This is a genomic window from Flavobacterium sp. H4147, assembly GCF_029360735.1.
In the GTDB taxonomy this organism is placed as follows: domain Bacteria; phylum Bacteroidota; class Bacteroidia; order Flavobacteriales; family Flavobacteriaceae; genus Flavobacterium; species Flavobacterium endoglycinae.
In genome coordinates, this window is record NZ_JARKNB010000001.1 from 728,095 (window position 1) to 753,727 (window position 25,633).

Genomic DNA, 25,633 nt, shown 5'->3' on the forward strand with positions numbered 1-25,633 from the left:
ATTATCTAATTGACACATTTTCTAATCATCTAATTAAAAAATGTCGGGCATCTACATTCACATACCATTCTGCAAGCAGGCTTGTCATTACTGCGACTTTCATTTTTCGACTTCGATGAAAAAGAAAGACGATATGGTTTTGGCTTTGGCTAAAGAAATCGGTATGCGCAAACCCTTCGACTCCGTTCAGGATGACAATATCATCGAAACAATATACTTTGGCGGCGGAACACCTTCGGTTTTAAGTAACGAGGAAATTAACTTTCTGATTTCTGAAGTTTATAAAAATTACAAAGTCATTGAAAATCCTGAAATTACGTTGGAAGCCAATCCAGATGATTTGTCGGCAGAACGAATCTTAGAATTATCCAGAAGTCCAATAAACCGCTTAAGTATTGGAATTCAGTCTTTTTATGAAGAGGATTTGAAGATGATGAACCGCGCTCATAATTCGGCGGAAGCTAAAAAATGTCTGGAAGATGCAACAAAATACTTCGATAATATTTCATTAGACTTGATTTACGGAATTCCAGGAATGAGTGACGAAATGTGGAGACAGAATATTCAAACCGCTCTAAATTTCGGAATTCCGCATATTTCAAGTTATGCTTTGACGGTTGAACCAAAAACGGCTTTAAGCAAATTAATTCAAACTGGTAAAATTGCTGAACCTCAAGATGAAGCGGCTTCAAACCATTTTATGATTTTGGTTGAAATGCTTCAAAATAATGGTTTTATTCATTACGAATTGTCGAATTTTGGTAAAGAAAATTATTTTTCCAAAAACAATTCGGCGTATTGGCTAGGCAAAAAATACATCGGCATTGGTCCTTCGGCGCATAGTTATGATGGTGAGAAAAGAGGCTGGAATATTGCTAATAATTCGCTTTATATAAAAGCAATTCAAAACAATGAACTTCCAATTGAAACCGAAATTCTGACGATTTCTGATCGTTATAATGAATATATTATGACGGGATTGCGAACGATTTGGGGAGTTTCTTTGGAAAGAATCGAAAAGGAATTTGGTTTGGAATATCTGAATTATCTAAAAAAACAAGCTCAGAAATTCTTAAATGATGATCTGCTTTCAATTGAAAACAACATCTTAAAACCAACTCCAAAAGGAAAATTTTTAACGGATGGAATTGCGAGTGATTTGTTTTATCTGGAAGAATAGCTTAACCGCAAGGTACGCTAGGAATTACGCAAAGAACGCAATTATGTTTTTTTTTGTAAGAATTAAATTATATTTTACATTTGAGTTTTAATTTTTATTGAAACTACTTATGTCAGAAAATGATTTATCGCGAATTGTGTTTAATGCAGCTCTAAAGGTACATCAAACTTTAGGTCCTGGTCTTTTAGAAAGTGCCTATGAGGAATGTTTATTCTATGAGCTGAAAAAATTAGATCTTAGAATAGAAAAACAAAAAGCACTACCATTAATTTACGAAGAAGTAAAATTAGATGTTGGTTACAGATTAGATATTTTAATAGAAAATAAACTAATTTTGGAAATAAAGGCAGTCGATTGTTTAAATGAAGTTCATTTCGCTCAACTATTGACGTACTTAAAACTAACAAACTGTAAACTAGGCTTATTAATTAACTTCAATGTTTCTTTATTAAAAAATGGAATAAAAAGAGTAGCAAACAATCTTTAATAAAATATCCTTGCGGTCTTTGCGTAATTCCTAGCGTACCTTGCGGTTAAACCAAATTTATGAAAGCAAAAATCAATAACTTCGAAATAGATTTATCAACACCCATTGATATCTCGATTCCTTTAACCAATACAGATGAAAATCCGATTGCTTGGTATATTGAAAAACCTTCAATTGAACCTGTTGTTTTTGGCGATTGGATTGGGAAAGTTTCGGAAGGAAAATCATCTACAAATTTCAATAATATTTTCTTTAACCCGCACGGACATGGTACGCATACGGAATGTTTGGGGCATATTACGAATGGTTTTTACAGCATCAATCAATCGCTGAAACAGTTTTTCTTTACTGCAAAATTGATTACCGTTGAGCCAGAAAAAATTGGTGATGATTTTGTGATTACGAAGGAATGCATTTCGACTTCGCTCAATGTGACATCAATGGAAAGCACTTCGGCTTCGCTCAGTGTGACAAATGCTTCGACTCCGCTCAGCAAGACAGAGGCAATAATTATTAGAACACTTCCAAATGAGTTGGACAAAAAATCAAGAAAATATTCGAATACAAATCCGCCGTATTTGGCTGAAGAGGCCGCAATTTTCATCCGCGAAAGCGAAATTCAGCATTTATTGATTGATTTGCCAAGTGTTGATAAAGAACATGACGAAGGAAAATTATTGGCCCACAAGGCATTTTGGAATGTAAAAGACACTGTAAATCTAAATCAAGACGCACGATTACATGCAACAATCACGGAAATGATTTATGTTCCTGACGAAATTGAGGATGGAAATTATATACTAAATCTTCAAATCGCTTCGTTTGAAAATGATGCTAGTCCGAGCAAGCCTATATTATATAAAATTGCAGATTTTAGATTTTAGATTCTGCTTCTACAAAAATCTAAAATCTGAACTCTAAAATCTAAATTAAAATGATCACCGTTTCTACAGATAAAACAAAACTCGATGTTCCGTTTATACAGAACTTTTTAAAAGACATTTATTGGGCTGCAGGGCGAACAATGGAAGAAGTGCAACGTACAATTGATGCTTCGGTTTGTTTTGGAATTTATTTAGATGGTAAGCAAGTCGGTTTTGCACGAGTCATAACTGATTATGTGGTTTTTGCTTATGTAATGGATGTTTTTATTACAGAAGAACACCGCGGAAAAGGATTTTCATCTATTTTAATCGAAACGATGATGAATGATCCTCAATTACAAGAAGTCAAAATCTGGCGATTGGCAACCACAGACGCTCACTTTTTATACGAAAAATTCGGATTTACAAAACTAAATCATCCTGAAAAGATGATGGAAAAAATAGTCAAATGAAAACAGTTTTAAAACTCGAAGAAGCTGCTTTGTTTATTCTCGGCATCTTTTTATTCAACCGCTTAAATTATGAGTGGTGGTGGTTTCTGGCTTTAATTTTAGCTCCCGATTTATCGATGATTGGTTATGCATTTGGAAACAAAGTTGGAGCATTTCTCTATAATGTCTTTCATCACAAAGGAATAGCGCTTTTAATTTATGGTGTTGGATGTTATTTAAACATTGAAACGGTGCAGTTAGCCGGAATTATTTTATTTTCACATGCTGCAATGGATCGTATTTTTGGTTATGGTCTGAAATATGAAAAAGGTTTTAAATACACGCATTTAGGTGAAATTGGTAAATAAACAATTATGAATTTAGAAACGTTTTACGAATATTGTCTTTCTAAAAAAGGAGTGAGTGAACATTTTCCTTTTGATGAAGATACTTTGGTTTTTAAAGTAGGCGGAAAAATGTTTGCTTTGTCTTCTCTTTCTCAATGGGAAAAAAATGAACAATCGGTGAATTTAAAATGTGATCCAGATCGCGCGCAAGAACTTAGAGCTGAATATGATGAAATACAACCCGGTTTTCACATGAGTAAAGTGCATTGGAATACCGTGGCTTTAAACGGAAATTTAGCTGATAAATTCGTAAAAGAACTTATCGACCATTCATATGAATTGGTTTTCAAAAGTTTGACAAAGAAAATTCAGAATGAAATTGTTGACCTGCGGTAAATTTTTTTACCGAACAGGCGAAGCAATTAGAAAATTAGGCATTACATTTGTAGCGTCAGTAAAAAAAACTTAGCAGCTCAGCAGCTATGAAACTTAGCAACTTATAAGCAATGAAAGAACAATTTAAAAAATTTCTGAACGAAGAACAAGATCCAAAAGCGATTGAAAAAATCACTTCGAAACTTAACGATTTATTGATGAGAGGCGAAGAAGTTGGATACATTGCAGTACAAAAAAAACCTGCAATTACTGTTTTTCCTGATAGTATTGTATTAACAAACAAGCGTATCATTATCTGCAAGCCTAAAAATTTAGGTCTTTCTATGGATTTTACAGATTATGCATGGGATGATATTGCGAGTACTTTTGTAAAAGAAAACATTTTAGGTTCTGAATTTTCATTTGGTACAAAAACTGACTTAGCGGTTTCTATTGATTATATTCCGAAAATTCAGGCTAGAAAAATTTATACGTATGCTAAAGAGCAATTGGATTTATTAAAAAATCCTGCTTCAACTGCAGCACCAATACAAGAAATTGTTGAAGAAGCTGAACCAGAAATCGAAGACGAAATCGAAGAAGTAGAAACAGAAGAAGTAACCAGTTTTGCTGAAATTTTACCTGCAGCTCCTGTTGTTACCGAAACTTTCGAACCGCTTCCGACTCAACCAGCTGGAGAACGCAAATTAAGCGATTTAACTAAAGAAGAGCTTTTCGATAAATTACAGAACTACAAAAAACTTCTTGATAATGGTTTAATCATGCAAGGAGAATATGATGCTTACAAAAAAGAGATTTTGAGCTACATGTAATTTTTAGTCTTAAAGTTCAAAGTCGAAAGTCTTAAAGTCTTTCTAGCTTTGTCTAAAATAAAAAGTCCGAAATAGAATTCTATTTCGGACTTTTTTTTAAGTCTGCATTTCGACTTTATAACTTTTAACTTTCCAACTTTAGACTAAAGCGTAGCTTTCTGCTTATCTACAAATTTATGCGATTGTAATTCCAGTAATTCTTTTGCATTTTTACGCTGCAGGTCAAATAATCCTTTGTCTTCTGAAATATCAGCATACACTCTGTCGTGCATTTCTGCACTGGTTTTCACCAATAAATCACGTTGGTATTTGTTTTGAGCCAAAGTGGCTTTCATAGCTGTTTCGGCTTCTTCTTGTTTGAAATCGAATTCTCCTTTTGGTGCTAATAATTTGGCAATAATTGGAGATGTTTCGATTGCTAAAAACAACAGCATAATAAAAAATGATGGCAGCCAAGGCAATTTATTCAAAGCGTTAATACGCGCCATTAATCCGTCGAAACCTTCAATAATGGGTTGCGTCTGCGAAACTTTTTTGTCTAAATCAGCTTGGAGTTGTTTTCCAGCTTTTTCTTTTTCGGCGATTTTAGCTTCGTTTGTCGTTTTTAAAGTTTCATATTCTTTAAGCGCTGCATCGTGTTTTTCGCGTTTTTCTTTATAAACCGGGCCTTTTCCTAATTTCTTAGTTCCAGCAGTTCCTTCGGCTTCGGTAATATAAGTAGAATACAAAGCGTTTACTTCTTTCTCTTTCTTTACAATATCGGCTTTAAGCGCTGCGATCTCCGCTTTATTTTTATCTAAATCTGTTTTGAAATACGTTCCAATTTGCTTTTTATTGGCCAATTCCATTTCATTTTTCTCTTTTAATAAAACAGTATTGATTTCTTTTTCAAAGATTTTAATCTCCAAAGGTTTTGATATTACGATTGCAATAATAATTGCCAAAGCAATTCGCGGAGTCGCTTGCAGGAATTCATCCATAAAACGATCTCTTTTCTTAATGGTAGAAACAATAAATCGGTCTAGATTAAAGATCAGCAAACTCCATACAAATCCGAAAATCAAAGCGGGATAAATAGAATCGAAAACGGTAAAAAGCGCATACGCACTGGCTAAGAACGCCATAACAGCTGTAAAAAATACGGTAGCGCCAATACCAACGTATTTAGTCTGTTCACCTTCTGAACAGTCTTTCAGGATGTCGCGGTCGACTCCTGAACATAGAATAAAAAATTGTTTCAACATGATTGATGATTTTTGATTGTGATTGATACGGCAAATTTAACGCCAAATTTTTAATTATGGCCAATTTATTTTTTTCTTTTTAATTGTGAATCAATTATTTGTCTGCTGAAGTGTTATTTAAACATTAATAAATTTCAAATACTGCAAATCAATCATAACGCTATGTTAATTTTTTTTCAAGGGTTTAGTAATACAGGGGTCTTAGTTTCGCACCAAATCAAATAAAAACTAAACACAACGATGAAAAAATTCTTTTTATTAACAGCATTTTTATTATTGACCTTAACAGGTTTTGCTCAGAAAGCGATAATATCTGGAAAGGTATTAGATGCTGATGACAAGCTGCCTCTGCCTGGAGCTATGGTTCAAATTGTAGGTGAAAAAAAATATACCGTTTCTGACTACAACGGTCGTTTTGAATTATTAAATATTAACGAAGGAACGTATACTGTTGAAGTTAAATATATTGGATACAGTACTTTATCTCAACAAATTAAAGTCGAACAAGGAAAAAACAACGTAATTGATTTTTCTCTTAAAGCTTCTGAAAATGAATTGAAAGAAGTTGTAGTTGGAGACATCTTAAAAGGTCAGGCAAAAGCACTGAACCAGCAGAAAAACAACAAAAACATCGGAAACGTAATTTCTTCTGACCAAATGGGTCGTTTTCCAGATGCTAACGTGGGAGATGCTTTAAAACGTGTTCCAGGTATCACTATGCAGAATGATCAAGGCGAAGCTCGTAATATTATTATTAGAGGCTTAGCGCCATCTTTAAACTCTGTCACTTTAAATGGCGACCGTATTCCATCTGCTGAAGGCGATAATAGAAACGTGCAGATGGACTTAATTCCTTCTGATATGATTTCTACAATCGAAGTGAACAAAACTCTTACATCAGACATGGATGCTGATGCAATTGGAGGTTCTGTAAACTTAATTACTAGAGCAACTCCAAACGGAGAAAGAATTTCGGCAACGCTTGCGGGAGGATATTTACCAATTCGTGAGCATGCTTCTTACACAGCAGGATTCGTTTATGGTAACCGTTTTGCTAATGATAAATTAGGAGTAGTTTTTAGCGGATCGTACAATAATGTAGATTATGGTTCTGATAACATCGAAAACGAATGGGTAAAAGATGACTTTGGAAATGAATATCTACAAGCATCTGAAATCAGAAAATACGATGTACAGCGTATTCGTCGTAGTGCATCTGTTGCTTTAGATTATAAATTCAACAAAAACAATACGATTTTTGCGAATGCAATTTACAACTGGAGAGATGATAGAGAAAACCGTTTCAGAACGACAATTGATGATATTGAGCCTATTTACAATGGTGAAGAAATCACAGGTTTTGAAGGTCGTGTAAAACGTCAGACAAAAGGCGGTATAGATAACAGCAGAAACAAAAACAGAAGATTAGAAGACCAGAGAGTTCAAAACTATTCACTTCGTGGAGAGCACTTGATCAACTCTACATTAGATTTAGATTGGTCTGCTAACTATGCAAAAGCTAGAGAATATCGTCCGGGAGAGCGTTATATTGAATACCGTCAAAAAGGGCTTGATGTATTTCAAAACTTAACCGATCAAAGATTTCCTTTGGTTACAACAGCTGGAGAAGCACTTGATCAATTCAAATTTGATTCTGTTACTGAAAATACAGACGATACAAGCGAGAGTGAATTTGGGGCAAAAGTAAATATTCGTTTCCCATTCTCTGTAATTGCCGGAGAAAAAGGAAGATTGAGAACAGGTCTTAGACTTCGTTTGAAAGAAAAAGAAAGAAACAATATGTTCTTTGCTTATGAGCCAATAAATGGCGGAATGGATTTATTATCTGAAGTTCCAACTTCTTATTTTGACGGACAAGGATTCAATCCAGGAAGTAAGTATGTACCGGGAACTTTTGCTTCTGCTTCATATTTAGGAAGTTTAGATTTAAACAACTCAGCTTTATTTGATAAAGAAGCAGATCCAGCAGAATATTTAGCAGTAAACTACAATGCAAAAGAGCGTATTTATGCTGCTTATGTACGATGGGATCAAGATTTCAACGATAAACTTTCGATGGTTTTAGGTTTCCGTATGGAAAAAACACACATTGATTACACAGGAAACCGTGTATTAGATGAAGAAGAATTAGAAAATAAAATCAACAATACAAACTCTTATACGAATTTATTACCAAGCATTTCATTCCAATACAACGCAACAAAAGATTTAGTTTTAAGAGCTGCTGCAACTACAGCGCTGGCAAGACCTAATTATTATGCATTGGCGCCTTATGTAAACAACATTGCTGCCGATAAAGAAATTACAGCTGGAAATCCAAGTCTTAAAGCAACGTATTCATACAACTATGATTTCATGGCAGAGAACTATTTTAAATCTGTTGGTTTAATTTCTGGAGGAGTTTTCTACAAAAGGTTAAATGATTTCATTTACAATTACAGCGACAATCAATATACAGATGCAAAATTTGCTGCTGATTTTCCAAATCAATCAAACCCAATTCCAGCGGGAGAAAACTGGTCTTTCTTACAATCAAGAAATGGAGATAACGTTGATGTTTACGGATTTGAAGTTGCTTTCCAGCGTAAGTTAGATTTCCTTCCGGGGAAATTCTTAAAAGGTTTTGGTATCTATTTGAACTATACTTATACGAAATCTAAAGCAAGCGGAATTGCAGATGAAGATGGAAACGAAAGAAACGACATCAGTCTTCCTGGAACAACTCCACACATGTTTAACGGATCTTTATCTTGGGAAAACAAACGTTTCTCTGCAAGAATCTCGACAAACTTTACATCAGATTATTTAGATGAATTAGGTTCAGAGTCTTATAAAGATAGTTATTATGACAAGCAGTTTTTCTTAGATGCAAATGCTTCTTATAAAATCACTCTAAAACTTCGCTTTTTTGCAGAAGCTAATAACTTAACAAACCAGCCGTTACGTTACTACCAAGGAGTTGCTGCCCATACAAAACAAGCTGAATATTACCAGCCACGTTATAATTTCGGATTGAAATTAGACTTGTAATCTGGACTTTTTTAAAATTCTTAAATTAGACAGAGTTTAGCGCTCTGTCTAATTGCATTAAAATAGATAAACACAAATGAAAAATAAATCTTTAATTGCTCTTTTACTTCTAGCCGTTTCATTTACAGCTTGTAAAGATGATAAATTAGCACCAGTGCAACCAAATGCTGTAAAACCAACAAAAGTTACCGAAGCCTTACCGCATGATACCGATGACCCTTCTATCTGGATTAATCCTGCCGATGCTTCAAAAAGTATTATTATAGGAACCGATAAAGACACAGACGGTGGTTTATATGCTTTTGATTTGAATGGAAAAATCCTTAAAAAATCAATTACTTTAAAACGTCCAAACAATGTTGATATCGCTTACGGATTAATTATTGACGGGAAAAAAGTAGACGTTGCCGTTACAACTGAGCGTGAGGAAAATAAAATCAGAATCTTCAGTTTGCCTGATTTACAACCAATCGACAATGGCGGAATTCCTGTTTTTGAAGGAGAAGCACAGCGCGACCCAATGGGAGTTGCGTTATACACACGCCCAAGCGATGGAAAGATTTTCGCCATCGTAGGAAGAAAAACTGGACCTTCTGGAAGTTATTTATGGCAGTATGAGCTTTCTGGAAACGGAAAATTCGCGACAGCAAAAGTGGTTCGTAAATTCGGTAATTACAGTGGTAAAAAAGAAATTGAAGCTATTGCAGTTGATAACGAGCTAGGAACAGTTTTGTATTGTGACGAACAATTTGGAATTAGAAAATACAAAGCAGATCCTTCTTTAAACGATAATAAAGAATTGGCTCTTTTTGGACAAAAAGATTTCAAAGCAGATCATGAAGGAATCGCAATCTACAAAAAAACAGATTCTACAGGTTATATTTTAGTATCGAATCAGCAGGCTAATACTTTTATGGTGTATCCAAGAGAAGGTGCAAAAGGAAACCCAAACCGTTATCCTTTATTAGCAGAAGTTCCAACATCAACAATAGAATGTGATGGTGCCGATGTAACGAGTATTAACTTAGGAGGAGCTTACCAAAACGGACTTTTCGTAGCCATGAGCAACGGAATGACTTTTCATTACTATGCTTGGGATTTAATCCAAAAACGTATTGACGAATCGAAAAAATAAAGTTCAGCGTTTTCAGTCGCAGTGCCGTGTTAGTGTTTATTTTTTTTAGCTGCGATTGGAAACCAAACAAAAAAGCTGTTCATTCCTGAACAGCTTTTTATATTTTATAACCCATAGAAAACATCAGAACTCTTGGCAAAATATAGGCTGACTGTTGACTAATAACATAATCAGAAAACGAATAACTATTTTTTCGTTGTATGTTGAACAAATTATTACATATCAATTCAAATCCAAAGGGACTATTCTTTTTTTGATATCGTAAAGATGTATTTGTTATTTCGTAAAAATTACTCTGATTATTTGAGTTGATGTTTTTAAGATTTTGATATTCTAATTTATAGTTCCAAAATTTAAAAAATGTAATGTCAAAATTTCCATTTATAGCGTCCGATTTATAATTTGAAATTGTCAATCCACTAAAATGACTAAATCCTTTTTCGTAACTTAAATTAAAATTTGGCCATTCTTTATAAACTGTCCTAAAAGTCAACCCCAGATTTTGAGCGTTTCTCTCATTTAACGTTACTAAATTATTTAGCTTTTGATAATAACTTAGCCAATTTAAATTGGCATTTAGTTTGAGTTCAAATCGATATATTTTCTTTGCTACGCTGCCATTTAAAAGTATTGATGTTTCTGGATCGTTCCCTAAAAATGGAGAATTATACTGATTAATCCCATTAACAATTACTTCGTTTCTTATAATCGATGTTCGCTTAGTATAATTTGAAAAAACATTTAACCAAAGTCCTTTATAGAGGTTCATTTTATTATAAAACACATTAAACGAATGAAATTTTCCATTTTCAAGCGACGCATTTCCTTTATATACTAAATTATATTTTTGGAGAGTAAAACCATCCGAAAGAGATGGCACTTCTGAAAAGTTTGTTTCAAGTTTGTAATTAAATGTTATTTTTTCTGATTGATTAAATTCAAATTCACTATTCCATTGCGGTAGTACTATTTTACGTGAAAAACTATAATTTCCACTTAATTGTTCTGTTTTTGAATTGTACCAATGATAATATAATCCTACTTTATTTGCCCATTTTCGTATTTTAAATTTATACTCTAAACCACCATAAACATCTACAAATTGATATCTTGTTTTATTTCCAAAACCTGCATTAATAAAATCATTAATGGTATTATCGCTTAAAAGTTGTTTCTCTGAAGTTTCAAAATTTGAAGTTTCAAATGTATTTCCAATATTTAGATACAGATGATTATGATTGTTGATTATCCAATAATGTTTAAAAACAGCATCAATAGTATTTCTTTTTAGTTGTTTTAATTGCTCAATATTATACATCATATCTTTCTCCAATGGAAGCACCCCCATTAAGAAAGGTTTATCAGTTAACCATTGATTTTGAGGCTTAATGTCTTCGTAAAATTGATGAATAGCAAACGTTTGAATGTGTGACATACTATAATTTTTATGCCATTCCAAATATTGTTTAAAAGATTTATTATCTGTATTACTAATTGTCTTGAAAACATTTGAATTTGTAATTGTTGACGAGTTTAAAACACCATTTAAATTATTTACTCCCAATTGGAACTGCCCATTATAAAGCCATTTTTGGTTCTTATCTGGCATGTAATCCAATTTTAAATTGGTAATATTTAAAGTATTTCTGTCGTTATTAATTTCTATTTTATTTTCAAAAGTCTGATCATTATTCTCTAAATATTCATTTTGAATAATGTTTTTAGTTTCTGTTAAAACCTTTGAAAAAATTGAATATACTGAAACATTAAATTTAGCAGAAAAATTATAACTAATATTTAAAGCTTCAAATTGTGATTTATTTTCAACAACATCAACATTATCTTTTGTAAGTTCATACAGCAAATCATTCGAAGTTTTCTTTTTTATTATATAATTACTTGTTCCACCAGTAAATCTTCGTAAATCACTATACGTGAAAGTACTTTTTCCAATATTATTTACGTCTCCTATAAAACTTATATTCAATTTAGGAGCATAGTAAAATAATCCTGAATGTAACAAATTCGATTTATCAACTCCAACACCTAAGCCTCCTTCAAGATCCCCAAAAACAAACTTCTTTTTTTCTTCCTTCAGCTTTACATTCATAGCTAAATCTTCACTGTCAGAAACTTTTTTCATAAAACCTACCTCATTAAAATTATCAATGACTTCAATTTTTTCAAGAGCATCAGCCGGAATATTTTCAACCGCCAACTTAGAGCCTCCCCCAAAAAAAGCTTTTCCTTCTACAAGCATTTGGGTGACTTTTTTTCCCTGAACTGTTACAGTTCCATTTTTATCGACTTCAACTCCAGGAAGTTTCTCTAATATTTCTTTCATTTTGCGCTCATTACCATTCGCAAAACTTTTAACATTAAAAGTAATAGTGTCTTTCTTTATTTCAATGGCTTTATATTCATGCTTTATGACAATCTCCTTTAATTTTTCGCCACTTGACTGTAACTTAAAATTATATGTTGTCATGTCTGAATTAGATTTAAGCACTAACAATTCATCTTTAAAACCAATATAGGAAGCAACAATTTCGTAATCTATATTTTTATCGAGCTCTAAAAGATATCGTCCCTTATTTTCGGTTATGGCAAATTTTATACTTGCTTTATCCTGCAAAGGTCTAGCAATTACATTAGCTGATTCTAAAAAAACATCTGTTTCAGAAGATATTGTCCCTCTTAAAGTTTTTACTTGAGAAAAACAAATTATAGGAAGTAAAAAGAAAAGGGCAACTTTAATCATTAGCATTACCTCTTTTGGAGGTGTTAAATATTATTTTAAAAACCAAAACCTAAAACTTATCATCAGGTTTTTTAAAACCATTAATAGAATTCCTGTTTTTCATTTGTTTCATTATTATTTCGTCAAATTCTTCTTGATTAATTATAGGATAGTCCTGTGGCTTCCCTAAAATCGGTGGCTTTGATAAATTCAAATCAATTTTTTTAACCCCGTAAACAACGTTTCGCACTTGTAATTCTAATATCAGACCAGGCAGATTGCCATATCCATTAGGTCCAAATGAAACAGGAATTTTGGGACAATACCAAGCAATAACTGGAAAGACAAAACTTCCTTTGCCATTATTTACTTTTTTAGTTGAAGTTGCTTTATAACATAGAAACCCTTCAATTTCTTTAGTTTCATTTTCTAGTACCCAATCTTTTATGGCGTCTGTTTTTAACACATAATTACCAAAACCGAAAACAGCGCAAAGCGAAAAATCTTTATATTGATACACCTCATTCATATAACCAGCAGCCACTTTAGACATAAAAAGGTCAGAATTGTCAATTGCTAAACCTTCATTGAAAGAAAAAATCGCTCTTTCTTTATCAAAATTTAATGAAAAAGACAAGTACTTCGCATTGCTAATAGATTCACCATATGACTTTTCTGCTCTAGTTCCTATAAAGCCATCTATCATTTCGATACTAACTCCATATTCAACTTTGCCATTTTGTACTTGTCCAAAAGAAATAAAAGAACTTATAAAAACTATATTAATTAATTTATCTATCATGTTAAATATTTTAAATAATTGGTTTTCTATTAAGAAAACCAATTATCATTAATCATTATCCTCCCATACAAGTCCCCCATGCTCTTGCACCAGCAAAATATGATTCCCAATAAGAAGATCCATGTGATATATAAAGATCAAATTCAGCTTCCTGATCTTGCGCACAATTAGCAAAAACGATATTTCTAAATTGAAACTTTTTAACCTCTAAATGATTATTAGCGACAGACATGGCGCTAAGCCCTAAAACAGCAAAAACTGTTAATAATAATTTTTTCATAAATTAAATTTGTAATATTAATACTAATTTTTTGTATTTTACAAAGATATTTTTATAGATTTTTTCTTACTATATCGATATAGAATATAATTTATTCTGATTTAAACTAATTATTTACCAATAAACCTGTTATTATGCCTGTAGGATTTAAAATCAAAAAATTAAGAGAAGAGAATAATTTATCTCAAAGCTTATTAGCTGATCAATTAGGAATATCACAAAGTGAGTTGTCAAAAATTGAGAATGGAAGGGCAAAAAAAATTGACATTTATCTCATGATTGAGATATGTAAGTATTTCAACAAGTCCTTAGATTTTTTTACTCCAGAAAAAAAATCAGAAGAAGAAGAGGAAAATTTTAGTATCGAAATTTCTTCTAGTATAGTACTGGATGAGCTAAAAAAAATAATTAATGAATTTCAAAAGAAAAACAAAAAATAACAAAAAAAGCTGTTCATTTCTGAACAGCTTTTTTATATTTGAATTAATAAAATCCTTTATTCTGTAATTGGTGCGCCAGCTAAAATTTCAGCATTGGCAAACTCTTCAAATTTCGCAAAATTCGCTTTGAATTTATGAGCTAATTCTAACGCTTTTTTATCGTATAAATCTTTGTCTTCCCAAGTATTTCTAGGATTTAGAATTTCACTTGGAACGTTTGGACAAGATTGTGGTTTTGCAATTCCAAATACTTTGTGGTTTACGTACTCAACATTATCCAATTCTCCGTTTAATGCTGCCGTAATCATAGCACGAGTGTATTTTAGTTTCATACGGCTTCCAGTTCCATAAGCTCCGCCTGTCCATCCAGTGTTGATTAACCACACTTTTACTCCTGCATCTTTCATTTTTTTGCTTAACATTTCGGCATATTTAGTTGGATGCAAAGGCATAAATGGCGCTCCAAAACAAGCTGAGAAGTTTGGCTGTGGTTCTGTAACTCCTGCTTCTGTTCCGGCAACTTTTGCAGTATATCCAGAAATAAAGTGGTAAGCGGCCTGACCTGGAGTCAATCTTGAAATTGGAGGCAGAATTCCGAATGAATCCGCTGTTAAGAAAAATATATTTTTTGGATTATGCCCAATAGAACCCGGCTGAATATTATCAATATGTGTAATAGGATAACTTACACGTGTATTTTGTGTGATCGAAACATCATCATAATCAACTTCGTTTGTTCCTGCTTTAAAAACCACATTTTCTAAAAGCGCACCTTTTTTAATGGCTCTAAAAATATCTGGTTCATTCTCTTCAGATAAGTTGATTACTTTAGCGTAGCAACCTCCTTCGAAGTTGAAAACCGTGTTCTCGCTTGTCCATCCGTGTTCATCGTCTCCGATTAATTTACGTTCTGGATCTGCAGATAAAGTTGTTTTTCCTGTTCCTGAAAGTCCAAAGAAAATTGCTGTATCACCCTCTTTACCTACGTTAGCACTACAGTGCATTGGTAATGTATTTTCGAAAACTGGTAAAATGAAGTTCAAAGCAGAGAAAATTCCTTTTTTCATTTCTCCTGTATATCCAGTTCCGCCAATAAGAGCTATTTTTTTAGTAAAATCCAAAATAGCAAAATTAGACTGGCGTGTTCCGTCTACAGCTGGATCTGCCATAAAACTTGGAGCACAAACTACCGTCCATTCTGGAGTAAAATTCGATAATTCAGAATCCTCTGGTCTTAGGAACATATTGTAGCAGAATAAGTTTGACCATGCAGTCTCTGTTACAACGCGAACATTTAATCTGTAGTTATTATCAGAACACACATAAGAATCACGAACAAAAACCTCTTTGTCTGATAAAAATGCTGTTACCTTATTATATAGTTTTTCAAAAGCTTCTGGAGCAAAAGGAATATTTACATTTCCCCACCAAACTTTATCTTCTGTAATTTTATCTTTTACAATATAACGATCTTGTGGAGATCGTCCTGTAAATTCACCCGTATTAATCGCCAAAGCACCTGTAGAGGCCTCAACACCTTGTCCTGACTGCACAGTAATCGCATGTAATTCTTCTGGTGATAACTGGTAGCGAACTGTCGCATTTTCAATCCCTAAGTCTTTTAACGAAATCGATTGCGCGAATAGGATATTATTGTCCATAAATTTTAATGTTGTTGTGTTATTTTTTCGGTGCAACAAAATATAATTTTACTTTATTTAAGGCGTAAACCTCAAGTTTGCAAATTGTTATATTTTTTATCAAAGGAGATAAAAAGCAATAAAAATTCACATAAGCAACCTTATATGTTAATTATGAGACAAAATTAAAGATTAATTTTTATACAGAATTTTTTTTTCGGGATTTTATGATTTTTTCCTCAAAATAGTAAGAAATAATACCGCCCAGCCTATAATTAATAAAAATCCACCCAAAGGTGTTGCGAATACTATAATTTTAAAGTCGAATAATGTGAGACTTTTAGTAGCTAATAAATAAATAGAACCACTAAAAAGAACCACACCAGCCAAAACCAGATTATAGATTGTTTTTAAGGTTTTTTCGGCAATTTCTTTTCTCGTAGAAAGGAAAAGAAGAAAAAGAGCATGGTACATTTGATAACGCACACCGACCTCAAAAGTATTCAGTTCGTCAACCGTTAAATATTTTTTTAATAAATGCGCTCCAAAAGCACCTAATATAATGGCCAACATTCCTATAAAAGCTCCAGTGAGAACGATTCTTCTTTTCATGTTTTCTTAACTTTAAAATTTAAGCAAAAATACAGCATCGCGCTCAATATTCATTTGCCTTTTCTCAAAAATATTTCAGTTAAAAAACATTCTTTTTTCATTAAAAAATCACAGAAAAAATAATCATTTCTTTAAATTTATTTGTTACAATTATAACATTTTATTATGTTTGTGTTAAATATTTAAATTATGAGAAGCGTTTTAATAATTGGAGCCGGCAGATCTGCATCTTCTTTGATACGGTACTTGCTTGCGAAATCAGAAAGTGAAAATCTTCATCTTGTTGTTGCCGACTTATCTTTGGCTTTAGCCGAAAAAAAAACGCAGAAACACCCTAACGCTACTCCTATTGCTTTAGATATTTTTAATAAAGAAGAAAGACAAGCCGCGATCGAAAAAGCATCAATAGTCATTTCAATGCTTCCGGCACATCTGCATATCGAAATTGCCAAAGATTGTCTTCATTTCAAAAAACATCTGGTAACGGCTTCTTATATAAGCGATGCCATGCAGTCTCTTGATGAAGAAGCTAAGAAAAACAATCTTATTTTCATGAACGAAATTGGTCTTGATCCTGGAATCGACCACATGAGCGCCATGAAAGTAATTGATGAAATCCGATCAAAAGGCGGTAAAATGCTTTTGTTTGAATCGTTCTGTGGTGGTTTGGTCGCACCAGAATCTGATAATAATTTGTGGAATTATAAATTTACTTGGGCGCCAAGAAACGTCGTTTTGGCCGGACAAGGCGGTGCTGCGAAGTTTATTCAGGAAGGCACTTATAAATACATTCCGTATAGTGCTTTGTTCCGAAGAACTGAATTTCTTGAAGTAGAAGGTTACGGAAAGTTTGAAGCGTATTCTAACCGCGATTCGCTTAAATACAGATCCGTTTATGGTTTAGATGATGTTTTAACATTATATAGAGGAACAATTCGAAGAGTTGGTTTTTCAAGAGCTTGGAATATGTTTGTTCAATTAGGAATGACCGATGACAGTTACATTATGGAAGATTCTGAAACCATGAGTTACCGTCAGTTTACAAACTCGTTTCTGCCTTATCACCCAACGGATTCTGTTGAAATTAAAACTCGTTTGATTTTAAAAATAGATCAAGACGATATTATGTGGGACAAACTTTTGGAACTGGATTTATTCAACCCAGATAAAATTGTAAATCTTCCAAATGCCACTCCAGCTCAGATTTTAGAAAAAATCCTGACCGACAGCTGGGCTCTTGAACCAGATGATAAAGATATGATCGTAATGTATCATAAATTTGGTTACGAATTAAACGGCGAAAAGAAACAAATCGATTCGAAAATGGTCTGCATTGGCGATGACCAAACGTATACTTCAATGGCCAAAACAGTTGGACTTCCTGTAGCAATCGCAACTCTGCTTATTTTGAACGGAAAAATTACAACTCCAGGTGTACAGCTTCCGATAAGAAAAGAAGTTTACGACCCAATATTAAAAGAATTAGAAGACTATGGTGTAATTTTTAACGAACAAACCATGCCTTATTTTGGATATAATCCTGACTTATTTTAGTCGGGATCGCCTTTTTATTTTTAGAATTTTTTTTTAGTTTATTTTATCCGCTTCTGTCTTTTTAGAAGCGGATTTTTTATTTCTCACATCTTATTTCTTTTCAAAATAAATACGTTTGTCTTTTTCATTTTCGGTATCTATATATATTTTGAAGGTGATCAAACTCTTAGATTTTTTTCCGTTAAAAGAAGCGGGTTTCCATTTTGGCGAAAGTTTAAAAACTCGGATAACCTCTTCGTTTAATCCAAATCCTAAATCTGTTAAAACTTTAATATCCGACAATGAGCCGTCTTTTTCTACTATAAATTGTACTGGAATTTCTCCTTTTACTTTTTTCCGAATAGCTTTCTTCGGAATCTCAAAATTACTCTTTACAAAATTTCGAAAACTATAAATACTTCCCGGAAAATCGGCAGCAATTTCGACTGCAACAAATACATCATTTGATTGATCATTACTGATTGATAAATCTTGAGCTGCACTTTTACCGCCCAACAACATTGCAATGACAATCAAACTCTGACTAAAAATTTTTCTCATATTCTTTAAATTATTCTGGGGATTTTGGAATTACAAATATAATTTTAAACTTGTTTCCTTTGTGCTTTTTAACCGCAAAGAGCGCAATGATTTTTTTCAAAAGTTACGTTTATAAACGCAAAGTTCGCAAAGCCTCATGGATAAAACTTTGCAAACTTTAATAAATCTCTTTTAAAAAACTTAGCGGTCTTTGCGTAAATACTTTAATGTACTCTGTGGTCAAAAATAACCGCAAAGAGCGCAAGGATTTTTCTCAAAAGTTACGTTTATAAACGCAAAGTTCGCAAAGCTTCATGGATAAAACTTTGCAAACTTTAATAAATCTCTTTTAAAAAACTTAGCGGTCTTTGCGTAAATACTTAGTGTACTCTGTGGTCAAAAATAACCGCAAAGAGCGCAAGGATTTTTCTCAAAAGTTACGTTTATAAACGCAAAGTTCGCAAAGCTATATCTATATAACTTTGCGAGCTTTTATAAATCTTAATTAAAAAAATCCGCTCATTTCTGAACGTTTTTTTTGATTTATTTTTCTGATTGAATAGTAATTGGAAGACTATACATTACTCGAACTGGCTTTCCGTTTTCTGAACCCGGAATCCATTTTGGGGAAAGTTTTAAAACACGTATCGCCTCTTCACCTAAATCATACGCATCTTTTACAACTTCAATTTCAGATAAACTACCATCTTTTTCAACCATAAACTGCATTTTTATTTTTGTTGCAATCTTATTTTTTGAAACTTCTGCTGGGATTTTAAAATTCTTACCTATAAATTTATAAAACTCGGTCATTCCTCCCGGATATTGAGGCTCATTTACACTTGTAGTGTCATAACTAACTTTGAAGTCTTTCTGAACTTTTGTATTGTCATTTGACTGAGCAATACTTTTTGCTGAAAAAGTAAACAATACAAAAGTGCACACAGCACTTACAACACAAATTTTCAACACATTTTTAATCTGAGATTCTTTTTTGGTCATCATAAGTAAACGTTTTTTAGTTATTAAATAGTTGATATTGCTCGCCAAGGCAATAGTATTTTTCTGCGAAATAAAATCAAGCAATAGATTCTGATAATTTTTTACTTCGCCAAATTGTTTATTCACTGCTTCATCAGCCAAAAATTCATGGTTGAGTTTAATGGTTTTTTTAAAAAGATAAATGAAGGGATTTATCCAAAATATAATTTTCAAGATTTCAAGAAAAAGAATATCCAATGTATGTCTTTGTTCTAAATGCGTCTTTTCGTGCACTAATAATTCTGCAGGGATTTTCTCCATTTCAAAATCTGTTTTATTAACAAAAACGGCATTCCAAAAAGAGTGAGGCAAAACAAGTTCGTCTGTTAGAATTACTTTTACACCACTTACGAAACGAGTTTCTTTATTTCTTAATTTCCTAAAAAACGAAACCAAGTTTAAAATAAAATGAAATGCCAGCACTATTGAAACAACTACGTAAAGCGGAATCAAATTGTCTAATACTGCCTTTAATATGTATGTTTCGTTTAAAGGAACACGGCTTGTTTTAATTACAACTCCTTCTAATTGAAATGCGTTTATTCCGGTTTCAAATGAAGTTTTAAATGAAAATAACTGCAACGGAATTACAAAACTAAAAACCAAACTCGCAAGAAGATAAGCGCGATTAAAACGAAACATTCTTTCATTTTCTAACAACAGTTTATACACTGCAAAAAATACAATAAGCAGCAAACCCGATTTAAAAAGATAAGTTATCATTTTTTCTTTTTTTGAATTTCTGAATCGATTATTTTCTTAAGATCTTCTAATTCCGAAGCCGATAAATTAGTTTCGGTAGTAAAGAATGAAGCAAACTGCGATGCCGAATTATTAAAGAAATTGCTAATTAATCCTTTTACGTGTTTTGAAAAATAATCTGTTTTTTTCACCAAAGGATAATATTCTCTAGAATTTCCAAATTCGTTGTATGCTACAAACTTCTTGTCAATCATTCTCTTTAAGAGTGTTGCAACTGTTGTTGTTGCCGGTTTTGGTTCCGGATACGCTTCGAGCAAATCTTTCATGAAAGCTTTTTCTAACTTCCATAAATGCTCCATTAATTGTTCTTCTGAATTTGATAATTGCATTTTTTTAGGTTCTAAGATTAAGATGCTACGTTTCTTTCTTCACAAAACGATTATTTATCTCTACAAATATAGATTTATTTCTACAAATGTAGAATTAAATTTTAAACAAACAAGTTTTTTCTTATTTTTTTATTCTGTTTCCTTGTATTTTTAACCGCAAAGGACGCAAGGATTTTTCTCAAAAAGTTACGCTTATAAACGCAAAGTTCGCAAAGCTATGTGAATAAAGCTTTGCGAACTTTTATAATCTTGTTTTAAAAAATCTTCACGAACTTTGCGTAATTCTTCGCGCTCTTTGCGGTTAAAAAACTATTTGCTCAATTCCACAAAATACTTATAAAACAACGGAATAGTCTCAATACCTTTCAAGTAATTAAAGATTCCGAAATGTTCGTTTGGAGAGTGAATGGCATCGCTGTCTAACCCGAAGCCCATTAAGATGGTTTTGCTTTTTAATTCTTTTTCGAATAAAGCCACAATCGGAATACTTCCTCCTGAACGAACCGGAATTGCAGGAACTCCAAAAGTTTCAGTATACGCTTTATTAGCAGCCTGATATCCGATGCTGTCAATTGGTGTTACATAACCTTGCCCACCGTGGTGAGGCGTTACTTTTACCGTAACTCCAGCTGGAGCAATGCTTGTAAAGTGTTTTGTGAAAAGTTCTGTGATCTCTTCCCATTCTTGATTTGGAACCAAACGCATTGAGATTTTAGCAAAAGCTTTGCTCGCAATAACCGTTTTGGCACCTTCTCCTGTGTAACCGCCCCAGATTCCGTTTACGTCTAATGTCGGACGGATTGAGTTTCTTTCGTTGGTTACATATCCTTTTTCACCGTAAACATCAGCAATGTTTAAAGCATTTTTATATTTTTCTAAGCTAAAAGGCGCTTTTGCCATTTCGGCTCTTTCTTCTGCAGATAATTCCTGAACTTTATCGTAGAATCCTGGAATCGTAATATGATTGTTTTCGTCGTGAAGAGAAGCAATCATTTTTGCCAGAATATTAATTGGGTTTGCCACAGCTCCACCGTATAAACCAGAATGCAAATCACGGTTTGGACCCGTAACTTCAACCTCAACATAACTCAAACCTCTTAAACCTGTTGTAATTGACGGTTGTTGGTTCGAAATCATTCCGGTATCTGAAATAAGGATCACATCATTTTTTAGTTTTTCTTGATTGCGTTCTACGAACCAAGCCAAACTTGCAGAACCTACTTCTTCTTCTCCTTCGATCATGAATTTTACGTTACAAGGCAACGTATTGCTTTGTACCATTAATTCAAGTGCTTTTACGTGCATGTACATCTGACCTTTGTCGTCGCACGCTCCACGAGCAAAAATCGCTCCTTCTGGATGAATATCTGTAGTTTTAATAACAGGTTCAAATGGTGGTGAAGTCCATAATTCTAACGGATCTGGCGGTTGTACGTCGTAGTGTCCGTAAACTAAAACCGTTGGAAGATTTGGGTCGATTATTTTTTCTCCGTAGATAATTGGGTAACCTGGAGTGTCGCAAGTTTCGACATACTCGCACCCTGCTTTTGATAAACTTTCTTTTACAGCCTCTGCTGTGTCAATAACATCTTGAGAATATGCAGTGTCGGCACTTACCGACGGAATTTTTAATAATTCGATCAATTCATTGATAAACCGATCTTTATGTTGTTGAACGTAGGACTTAATATTTTCCATTTAAATTATTTTTATAGAAAACCAAATGTACAAAAAAGAGAATTAAAAAAAATTTTGAAAAAATGCTTTGATTATTCAAAAGTATGCCTATCTTTGCACCCACAATTCCGCGGATATGGTGAAATTGGTAGACATGCCAGACTTAGGATCTGGTGCCGCAAGGCGTGTAGGTTCGAGTCCTATTATCCGCACCAAAAAAAGCTTCTGAATATTTTTCAGAAGCTTTTTTGTTATTTAATAAATCTAAATGCAAAAAAACCATTACATTTAATCTCTTTAATCTGTATAAAAACATATGCTATCAAATGACGAAGTCTTGGAGTATCAAAAATTACGTGATGAATACTCTCTTTTAGCAAATATGATTGCTACAACTGTCACTTTTTCTGTAGCAGGCAGCGTTGCATTGATAGGATTAATTGCAAATCCAGCAATTCAACAAAGATTTTTTTATTTCTTTTTACCTCTTTTTATAATATTTCCAGCTTGCTTTATAATTATTTCAAGATTACAATCCATAATTAGACTAGCTTCCTACATATATGTTTTCCTTGAATCTAAAAGCAATCTTAAATACGAAACTAGATATTTAAAGTTCGCAACAAAATCAAAAGGAAAATTAACATTTAGCCTAACAGTCTTACTAATTTATGCCGGATTACTAATTATTGATATTGCATTATTTTTATTTAAAGGTTTTACTGGGTTTAAACACTGTATATTCTATTCATTAAGCATTCTTCTTTTTGGATTTGTTTTTTTTTATATAAGATCAAACTGGAGAGAACAATATATTCAACATTGGGAAGATGTCAAATCAGAAGAGACCCAACAAATGCATTCTTAATTTATTAAGTGTTTTTATTTTAATAAAATATATTCATTAAATACGCTTTTGATTAAGTCCCAAATTGCGTTTGCATTATCATGAGTAACGTTTAGCTGTATCAAAACACTAATTATTGTACCAACAAATAAATTTACCCAATCAAATTTACCTAATTCTTTAGCTGTTTCATTTAGATGATCTAACCTAGCAATAATTGTATTTTGTTGATCTAATAGTAAGGGAATAGCTGAAAGACTACTTTTTAAAACCTCTATCTTTTCTGAAATTTCTGCATATTCTGAAAATGAAAATTTCTCATTTTTAAAATCATTATCATATTTTATCTCAGAAATTCTAGATTTAAATTGCTCCCACAGATTTGGAGACAAAACCTCTCTTTGCAAATAAATTAACCAATTAAAAAAATAATCTAATGCTTGATCCCAAATAATATCAGAGCTAAAATCCCTTATTTGCTGTTCGCCTGGAGAATATCTAACATATAACCTATTAACATACTTACAGTCATCAAAGGAAAAATAATTATCCTTATCTGCTTTAAAATGCACAATAGTATCATACCCTGTTATTGTTTCATTTTCAATAACTTCAAATTGATCAGGAGAAAAAAAATCAAAATCTTGTATTATTTCAAATATTGAATTTTTTTGTGATTTCAACAATTTCATATTGCTTGATTATAACTTTATCATTTGACTAAGTAACCCAAATTCTTGTTCCAAATATATTAACAATATTAGTATTTACAATTATCTTGATAAACATTTATAATTAACATAATACATTCACTCACATATATTTCTTTTATAATCTTCATAAGCAAATATCTTTTTCGACATATGAGTAATTTTCCTTATCAATCCACCTTGACGAAAGAAGCCCCCCAACATCACTAATAGGTTGTACACTATGAAAAAAATTGCGGAAATCACTCTGGAATTTTTTGTTGGTTTTGCTGTTTTGGTTTCTTCTTTCGTCGAAATGAATTTATTGATAATTAAAAAACATTGCCCAAGGTTTCAACCTTGGGATACAAAGATTGTCGACAATGATTGCGTTCCAATGGTTGAAACCATTGGCTATGTTTTTAACTGAAAACTTGTCATTCCGAAGAACGAGGAATAACAAATAATGAGAAAATCTTCTTTATTTCTCTATCGCCTTCTTGACGATTTCCAAAAGCTCTTCTTTGGTCATAAATGAATTCATAAAATCTTGAAGGTTTCCTTCATTGGTTATTTCACTGAAAAAACCTGTGCGATCAGTACCGAATAAAGTTGGGTTTTCTGGGTTTGGGTCAGATAAAGCAATATAAAAACTATCTGGAAAACCGTAGCTTGTCGCGAGCAGAATAAAATCTGGGGTTGTGTCGTTGGTTACTTTTGTGATTTCGCTTAAATCCGTGTATTCGTCTGTGAAATCTCTATACCATTCTTTATAATCAGCAGTACCTTCTTTGAAAGGTGTAAAAGAACTAACTTCCCAAAACATCTGTCCAAATCCTTCGGTCGTTTTGCAGAAATATTTCTGAATGAGCTTATCGTAAAAAGCTTCTTTGTTTTCTTTAAAAAGAGCTTCATTTTCATCGACGAAATCTCCAATCCCGAAAATAGGTTCTTGATCTTCAGCAGAAGCCCAAGGTGCATCTTCTGGTTTTGGATAAAGAACAGTATCAAAAGTTATAGATTGTAAATCTTCTTGAAGCGAATTTCCTTTTACATTATCGATGTTTCCGCCTAATTTTTTAATTCGTTCTAAGATTTCCTTTTTCATATTTCATTATTTTTAAATCGCGGGTAAAAATAAGATTTTTCTGAATTAATAATTTACAGATTGATGTAATTTAACTTTTATTTATCTAGTTGTATCACCTTGACGAAAGAAGATTCCCAGCATCACCAACAGTTTGTACACATGAAAAAAATTGCGGAAATCACTCTCAATTTTTGTTGGTTTGCTGTTTGGCTTCTCCTTTCGTCGAAATGAAAATCTATAATATCAATCATCTTGACGAAAGGAGATTTACAGCATTGCCAACGGTGTTTAAAAAATGCTAATTAATCTTAATTTGTTGGTGACTGTTTGTTTCTCCTTTCGTCGAAATGAAAGTATTTTAATCAATCTCTAAATAAGGATCAAGAACTTCTGCCAATCGATTGAGCCAGTAAAAGTTATCATCGATATTCTTGAATTCAGATTCTATCGTTTCGCATCCGCGCATCGAACATAACGAAATCACATAATTGACTTCTCGAATGGTTTTCGCCATATCTTTTGCATCAATTACATCAATAAAAAAATCTTTTAATCTAGTTTCAACTTCTTTCGAAAGGTTTTCTGTAGTCATTATCTTATTTTTTATTTGAGGCAAATATAATAATTTGTAGGCGAATTGGCCT

The 25,633-nt window shown here is 32.6% G+C and carries 26 protein-coding genes and 1 tRNA gene; 14 read left to right on the forward strand and 13 right to left on the reverse strand.

The window, feature by feature from the left end; all coding sequences use genetic code 11:
* Positions 1–40: 40 nt before the first annotated feature.
* From hemW to P2W75_RS03150, 7 genes are all read left to right on the forward strand, one after another.
* The gene (hemW, locus tag P2W75_RS03120; protein ID WP_276378869.1) at positions 41–1,180 is read left to right on the forward strand and encodes a radical SAM family heme chaperone HemW; all 1,140 of its coding nucleotides are present in this window, start codon (positions 41–43) and stop codon (positions 1,178–1,180) included.
* A 109-nt stretch (positions 1,181–1,289) separates the two neighbouring features.
* Positions 1,290–1,667, forward strand: coding sequence for a GxxExxY protein (locus P2W75_RS03125; protein WP_276378870.1), 378 nt, complete (start codon positions 1,290–1,292; stop codon positions 1,665–1,667).
* Positions 1,668–1,726: 59 nt separating this feature from the next.
* Complete coding sequence (locus tag P2W75_RS03130; RefSeq protein WP_276378872.1) at positions 1,727–2,551, forward strand: cyclase family protein; 825 nt, start codon at positions 1,727–1,729, stop codon at positions 2,549–2,551.
* Between the two features lie 50 nt (positions 2,552–2,601).
* Positions 2,602–3,003 carry a GNAT family N-acetyltransferase gene (locus tag P2W75_RS03135; protein WP_276378873.1) on the forward strand — a complete coding sequence of 134 codons (402 nt, stop codon included), beginning with the start codon at positions 2,602–2,604 and terminating at the stop codon, positions 3,001–3,003.
* On the forward strand, positions 3,000–3,350 hold the full coding sequence (locus P2W75_RS03140; RefSeq protein ID WP_276378874.1) for a DUF4260 domain-containing protein: 351 nt from the start codon (positions 3,000–3,002) through the stop codon (positions 3,348–3,350). The genes P2W75_RS03135 and P2W75_RS03140 overlap by 4 nt, the downstream gene beginning before the upstream one ends.
* A 6-nt stretch (positions 3,351–3,356) precedes the next feature.
* On the forward strand, positions 3,357–3,725 hold the full coding sequence (locus P2W75_RS03145; RefSeq protein ID WP_207298083.1) for an MmcQ/YjbR family DNA-binding protein: 369 nt from the start codon (positions 3,357–3,359) through the stop codon (positions 3,723–3,725).
* A gap of 110 nt (positions 3,726–3,835) precedes the next feature.
* Positions 3,836–4,537, forward strand: coding sequence for a PH domain-containing protein (locus tag P2W75_RS03150; RefSeq protein ID WP_276378875.1), 702 nt, complete (start codon positions 3,836–3,838; stop codon positions 4,535–4,537).
* A gap of 143 nt (positions 4,538–4,680) precedes the next feature.
* Here the strand turns inward: P2W75_RS03150 and P2W75_RS03155 are convergent, their stop codons facing one another.
* On the reverse strand, positions 4,681–5,781 hold the full coding sequence (locus P2W75_RS03155; protein WP_276378876.1) for a DUF4407 domain-containing protein: 1,101 nt from the start codon (positions 5,779–5,781) through the stop codon (positions 4,681–4,683).
* Positions 5,782–6,021: 240 nt separating this feature from the next.
* On the opposite strand from P2W75_RS03155, the gene P2W75_RS03160 reads away from it, so the two are divergent.
* Together P2W75_RS03160 and P2W75_RS03165 are read left to right on the forward strand one after the other, a co-directional pair.
* Positions 6,022–8,832 (forward strand): TonB-dependent receptor, encoded by a 2,811-nt coding sequence (locus tag P2W75_RS03160; protein ID WP_276378877.1) that lies wholly within the window; start codon positions 6,022–6,024, stop codon positions 8,830–8,832.
* Between the two features lie 76 nt (positions 8,833–8,908).
* Positions 8,909–9,967, forward strand: coding sequence for a phytase (locus tag P2W75_RS03165; RefSeq protein ID WP_276378878.1), 1,059 nt, complete (start codon positions 8,909–8,911; stop codon positions 9,965–9,967).
* A 97-nt stretch (positions 9,968–10,064) separates the two neighbouring features.
* On the opposite strand, the gene P2W75_RS03170 is transcribed toward P2W75_RS03165, so the two are convergent.
* The 3 genes from P2W75_RS03170 to P2W75_RS03180 are packed head-to-tail and all read right to left on the reverse strand — an operon-like array spanning position 10,065 to position 13,789.
* Entirely contained in the window at positions 10,065–12,728 is a 2,664-nt protein-coding gene (locus P2W75_RS03170) for a TonB-dependent receptor (protein ID WP_276378879.1), read from the reverse strand.
* Positions 12,729–12,777: 49 nt separating this feature from the next.
* Positions 12,778–13,509: a GLPGLI family protein gene (locus tag P2W75_RS03175; RefSeq protein WP_276378880.1), complete on the reverse strand. Its 732-nt coding sequence runs from the start codon at positions 13,507–13,509 to the stop codon at positions 12,778–12,780.
* A gap of 55 nt (positions 13,510–13,564) precedes the next feature.
* Positions 13,565–13,789 (reverse strand): hypothetical protein, encoded by a 225-nt coding sequence (locus tag P2W75_RS03180; RefSeq protein WP_276378881.1) that lies wholly within the window; start codon positions 13,787–13,789, stop codon positions 13,565–13,567.
* A 134-nt stretch (positions 13,790–13,923) separates the two neighbouring features.
* On the opposite strand from P2W75_RS03180, the gene P2W75_RS03185 reads away from it, so the two are divergent.
* Complete coding sequence (locus tag P2W75_RS03185) at positions 13,924–14,229, forward strand: helix-turn-helix domain-containing protein (RefSeq protein WP_207298091.1); 306 nt, start codon at positions 13,924–13,926, stop codon at positions 14,227–14,229.
* Positions 14,230–14,285: 56 nt separating this feature from the next.
* On the opposite strand, the gene pckA is transcribed toward P2W75_RS03185, so the two are convergent.
* Positions 14,286–15,890 (reverse strand): phosphoenolpyruvate carboxykinase (ATP), encoded by a 1,605-nt coding sequence (gene pckA / locus P2W75_RS03190; protein WP_276378882.1) that lies wholly within the window; start codon positions 15,888–15,890, stop codon positions 14,286–14,288.
* A 204-nt stretch (positions 15,891–16,094) separates the two neighbouring features.
* Positions 16,095–16,481: a DUF423 domain-containing protein gene (locus P2W75_RS03195; protein WP_207298093.1), complete on the reverse strand. Its 387-nt coding sequence runs from the start codon at positions 16,479–16,481 to the stop codon at positions 16,095–16,097.
* A 189-nt stretch (positions 16,482–16,670) separates the two neighbouring features.
* Here P2W75_RS03195 and P2W75_RS03200 point away from each other — a divergent pair, with 189 nt between their 5' ends.
* On the forward strand, positions 16,671–18,035 hold the full coding sequence (locus P2W75_RS03200; RefSeq protein ID WP_276378883.1) for a saccharopine dehydrogenase family protein: 1,365 nt from the start codon (positions 16,671–16,673) through the stop codon (positions 18,033–18,035).
* A 90-nt stretch (positions 18,036–18,125) separates the two neighbouring features.
* On the opposite strand, the gene P2W75_RS03205 is transcribed toward P2W75_RS03200, so the two are convergent.
* The 4 genes from P2W75_RS03205 to P2W75_RS03220 all read right to left on the reverse strand — a co-directional run bounded on the left by P2W75_RS03205 (position 18,126) and on the right by P2W75_RS03220 (position 22,384).
* Entirely contained in the window at positions 18,126–18,575 is a 450-nt protein-coding gene (locus P2W75_RS03205) for an energy transducer TonB (protein WP_276378884.1), read from the reverse strand.
* Positions 18,576–19,097: 522 nt separating this feature from the next.
* The gene (locus P2W75_RS03210) at positions 19,098–20,318 is read right to left on the reverse strand and encodes a M56 family metallopeptidase (RefSeq protein WP_276378885.1); all 1,221 of its coding nucleotides are present in this window, start codon (positions 20,316–20,318) and stop codon (positions 19,098–19,100) included.
* A complete protein-coding gene (locus tag P2W75_RS03215) occupies positions 20,315–20,686 on the reverse strand; it encodes a BlaI/MecI/CopY family transcriptional regulator (protein WP_035645929.1) in 372 nt (123 codons plus the stop codon). Before P2W75_RS03215 ends, P2W75_RS03210 begins: the two co-directional genes overlap by 4 nt.
* 309 nt (positions 20,687–20,995) lie before the next feature.
* Positions 20,996–22,384 (reverse strand): dipeptidase, encoded by a 1,389-nt coding sequence (locus P2W75_RS03220; protein WP_276378886.1) that lies wholly within the window; start codon positions 22,382–22,384, stop codon positions 20,996–20,998.
* Positions 22,385–22,493: 109 nt separating this feature from the next.
* Here P2W75_RS03220 and P2W75_RS03225 point away from each other — a divergent pair.
* Together P2W75_RS03225 and P2W75_RS03230 are read left to right on the forward strand one after the other, a co-directional pair.
* Positions 22,494–22,578: transfer RNA gene (locus P2W75_RS03225), tRNA-Leu, on the forward strand.
* Between the two features lie 122 nt (positions 22,579–22,700).
* Complete coding sequence (locus P2W75_RS03230; RefSeq protein ID WP_276378887.1) at positions 22,701–23,231, forward strand: hypothetical protein; 531 nt, start codon at positions 22,701–22,703, stop codon at positions 23,229–23,231.
* Positions 23,232–23,245: 14 nt separating this feature from the next.
* Here P2W75_RS03230 and P2W75_RS03235 read toward each other — a convergent pair whose 3' ends face one another.
* Positions 23,246–23,902, reverse strand: a complete 657-nt coding sequence (locus P2W75_RS03235; protein WP_276378888.1) for a hypothetical protein — start codon at positions 23,900–23,902, stop codon at positions 23,246–23,248.
* A 241-nt stretch (positions 23,903–24,143) separates the two neighbouring features.
* Here P2W75_RS03235 and P2W75_RS03240 point away from each other — a divergent pair, with 241 nt between their 5' ends.
* The gene (locus tag P2W75_RS03240; protein WP_276378889.1) at positions 24,144–24,329 is read left to right on the forward strand and encodes a hypothetical protein; all 186 of its coding nucleotides are present in this window, start codon (positions 24,144–24,146) and stop codon (positions 24,327–24,329) included.
* 51 nt (positions 24,330–24,380) lie between these two features.
* On the opposite strand, the gene P2W75_RS03245 is transcribed toward P2W75_RS03240, so the two are convergent.
* Complete coding sequence (locus P2W75_RS03245) at positions 24,381–25,007, reverse strand: hypothetical protein (protein ID WP_276378890.1); 627 nt, start codon at positions 25,005–25,007, stop codon at positions 24,381–24,383.
* A 340-nt stretch (positions 25,008–25,347) separates the two neighbouring features.
* Positions 25,348–25,581 (reverse strand): hypothetical protein, encoded by a 234-nt coding sequence (locus P2W75_RS03250; RefSeq protein WP_276378891.1) that lies wholly within the window; start codon positions 25,579–25,581, stop codon positions 25,348–25,350.
* Positions 25,582–25,633: the final 52 nt, after the last annotated feature.

Coding starts and splice junctions, on each gene's coding strand:
- P2W75_RS03195 (WP_207298093.1), bottom strand. CDS start 16,481: ATGAAAAGAAGAATCGTTCTCACTGGAGCTTTTATAGGAATGTTGGCC.
- P2W75_RS03130 (WP_276378872.1), top strand. CDS start 1,727: ATGAAAGCAAAAATCAATAACTTCGAAATAGATTTATCAACACCCATT.
- P2W75_RS03125 (WP_276378870.1), top strand. CDS start 1,290: ATGTCAGAAAATGATTTATCGCGAATTGTGTTTAATGCAGCTCTAAAG.
- P2W75_RS03160 (WP_276378877.1), top strand. CDS start 6,022: ATGAAAAAATTCTTTTTATTAACAGCATTTTTATTATTGACCTTAACA.
- P2W75_RS03250 (WP_276378891.1), bottom strand. CDS start 25,581: ATGACTACAGAAAACCTTTCGAAAGAAGTTGAAACTAGATTAAAAGAT.
- P2W75_RS03185 (WP_207298091.1), top strand. CDS start 13,924: ATGCCTGTAGGATTTAAAATCAAAAAATTAAGAGAAGAGAATAATTTA.
- P2W75_RS03140 (WP_276378874.1), top strand. CDS start 3,000: ATGAAAACAGTTTTAAAACTCGAAGAAGCTGCTTTGTTTATTCTCGGC.
- hemW (WP_276378869.1), top strand. CDS start 41: ATGTCGGGCATCTACATTCACATACCATTCTGCAAGCAGGCTTGTCAT.
- P2W75_RS03145 (WP_207298083.1), top strand. CDS start 3,357: ATGAATTTAGAAACGTTTTACGAATATTGTCTTTCTAAAAAAGGAGTG.
- P2W75_RS03210 (WP_276378885.1), bottom strand. CDS start 20,318: ATGATAACTTATCTTTTTAAATCGGGTTTGCTGCTTATTGTATTTTTT.
- P2W75_RS03215 (WP_035645929.1), bottom strand. CDS start 20,686: ATGCAATTATCAAATTCAGAAGAACAATTAATGGAGCATTTATGGAAG.
- P2W75_RS03205 (WP_276378884.1), bottom strand. CDS start 18,575: ATGAGAAAAATTTTTAGTCAGAGTTTGATTGTCATTGCAATGTTGTTG.
- P2W75_RS03235 (WP_276378888.1), bottom strand. CDS start 23,902: ATGAAATTGTTGAAATCACAAAAAAATTCAATATTTGAAATAATACAA.
- P2W75_RS03165 (WP_276378878.1), top strand. CDS start 8,909: ATGAAAAATAAATCTTTAATTGCTCTTTTACTTCTAGCCGTTTCATTT.
- P2W75_RS03135 (WP_276378873.1), top strand. CDS start 2,602: ATGATCACCGTTTCTACAGATAAAACAAAACTCGATGTTCCGTTTATA.
- P2W75_RS03180 (WP_276378881.1), bottom strand. CDS start 13,789: ATGAAAAAATTATTATTAACAGTTTTTGCTGTTTTAGGGCTTAGCGCC.
- P2W75_RS03245 (WP_276378890.1), bottom strand. CDS start 25,007: ATGAAAAAGGAAATCTTAGAACGAATTAAAAAATTAGGCGGAAACATC.
- P2W75_RS03155 (WP_276378876.1), bottom strand. CDS start 5,781: ATGTTGAAACAATTTTTTATTCTATGTTCAGGAGTCGACCGCGACATC.
- P2W75_RS03175 (WP_276378880.1), bottom strand. CDS start 13,509: ATGATAGATAAATTAATTAATATAGTTTTTATAAGTTCTTTTATTTCT.
- P2W75_RS03200 (WP_276378883.1), top strand. CDS start 16,671: ATGAGAAGCGTTTTAATAATTGGAGCCGGCAGATCTGCATCTTCTTTG.
- P2W75_RS03150 (WP_276378875.1), top strand. CDS start 3,836: ATGAAAGAACAATTTAAAAAATTTCTGAACGAAGAACAAGATCCAAAA.
- P2W75_RS03220 (WP_276378886.1), bottom strand. CDS start 22,384: ATGGAAAATATTAAGTCCTACGTTCAACAACATAAAGATCGGTTTATC.
- pckA (WP_276378882.1), bottom strand. CDS start 15,890: ATGGACAATAATATCCTATTCGCGCAATCGATTTCGTTAAAAGACTTA.
- P2W75_RS03240 (WP_276378889.1), top strand. CDS start 24,144: ATGAAAAAAATTGCGGAAATCACTCTGGAATTTTTTGTTGGTTTTGCT.
- P2W75_RS03170 (WP_276378879.1), bottom strand. CDS start 12,728: ATGATTAAAGTTGCCCTTTTCTTTTTACTTCCTATAATTTGTTTTTCT.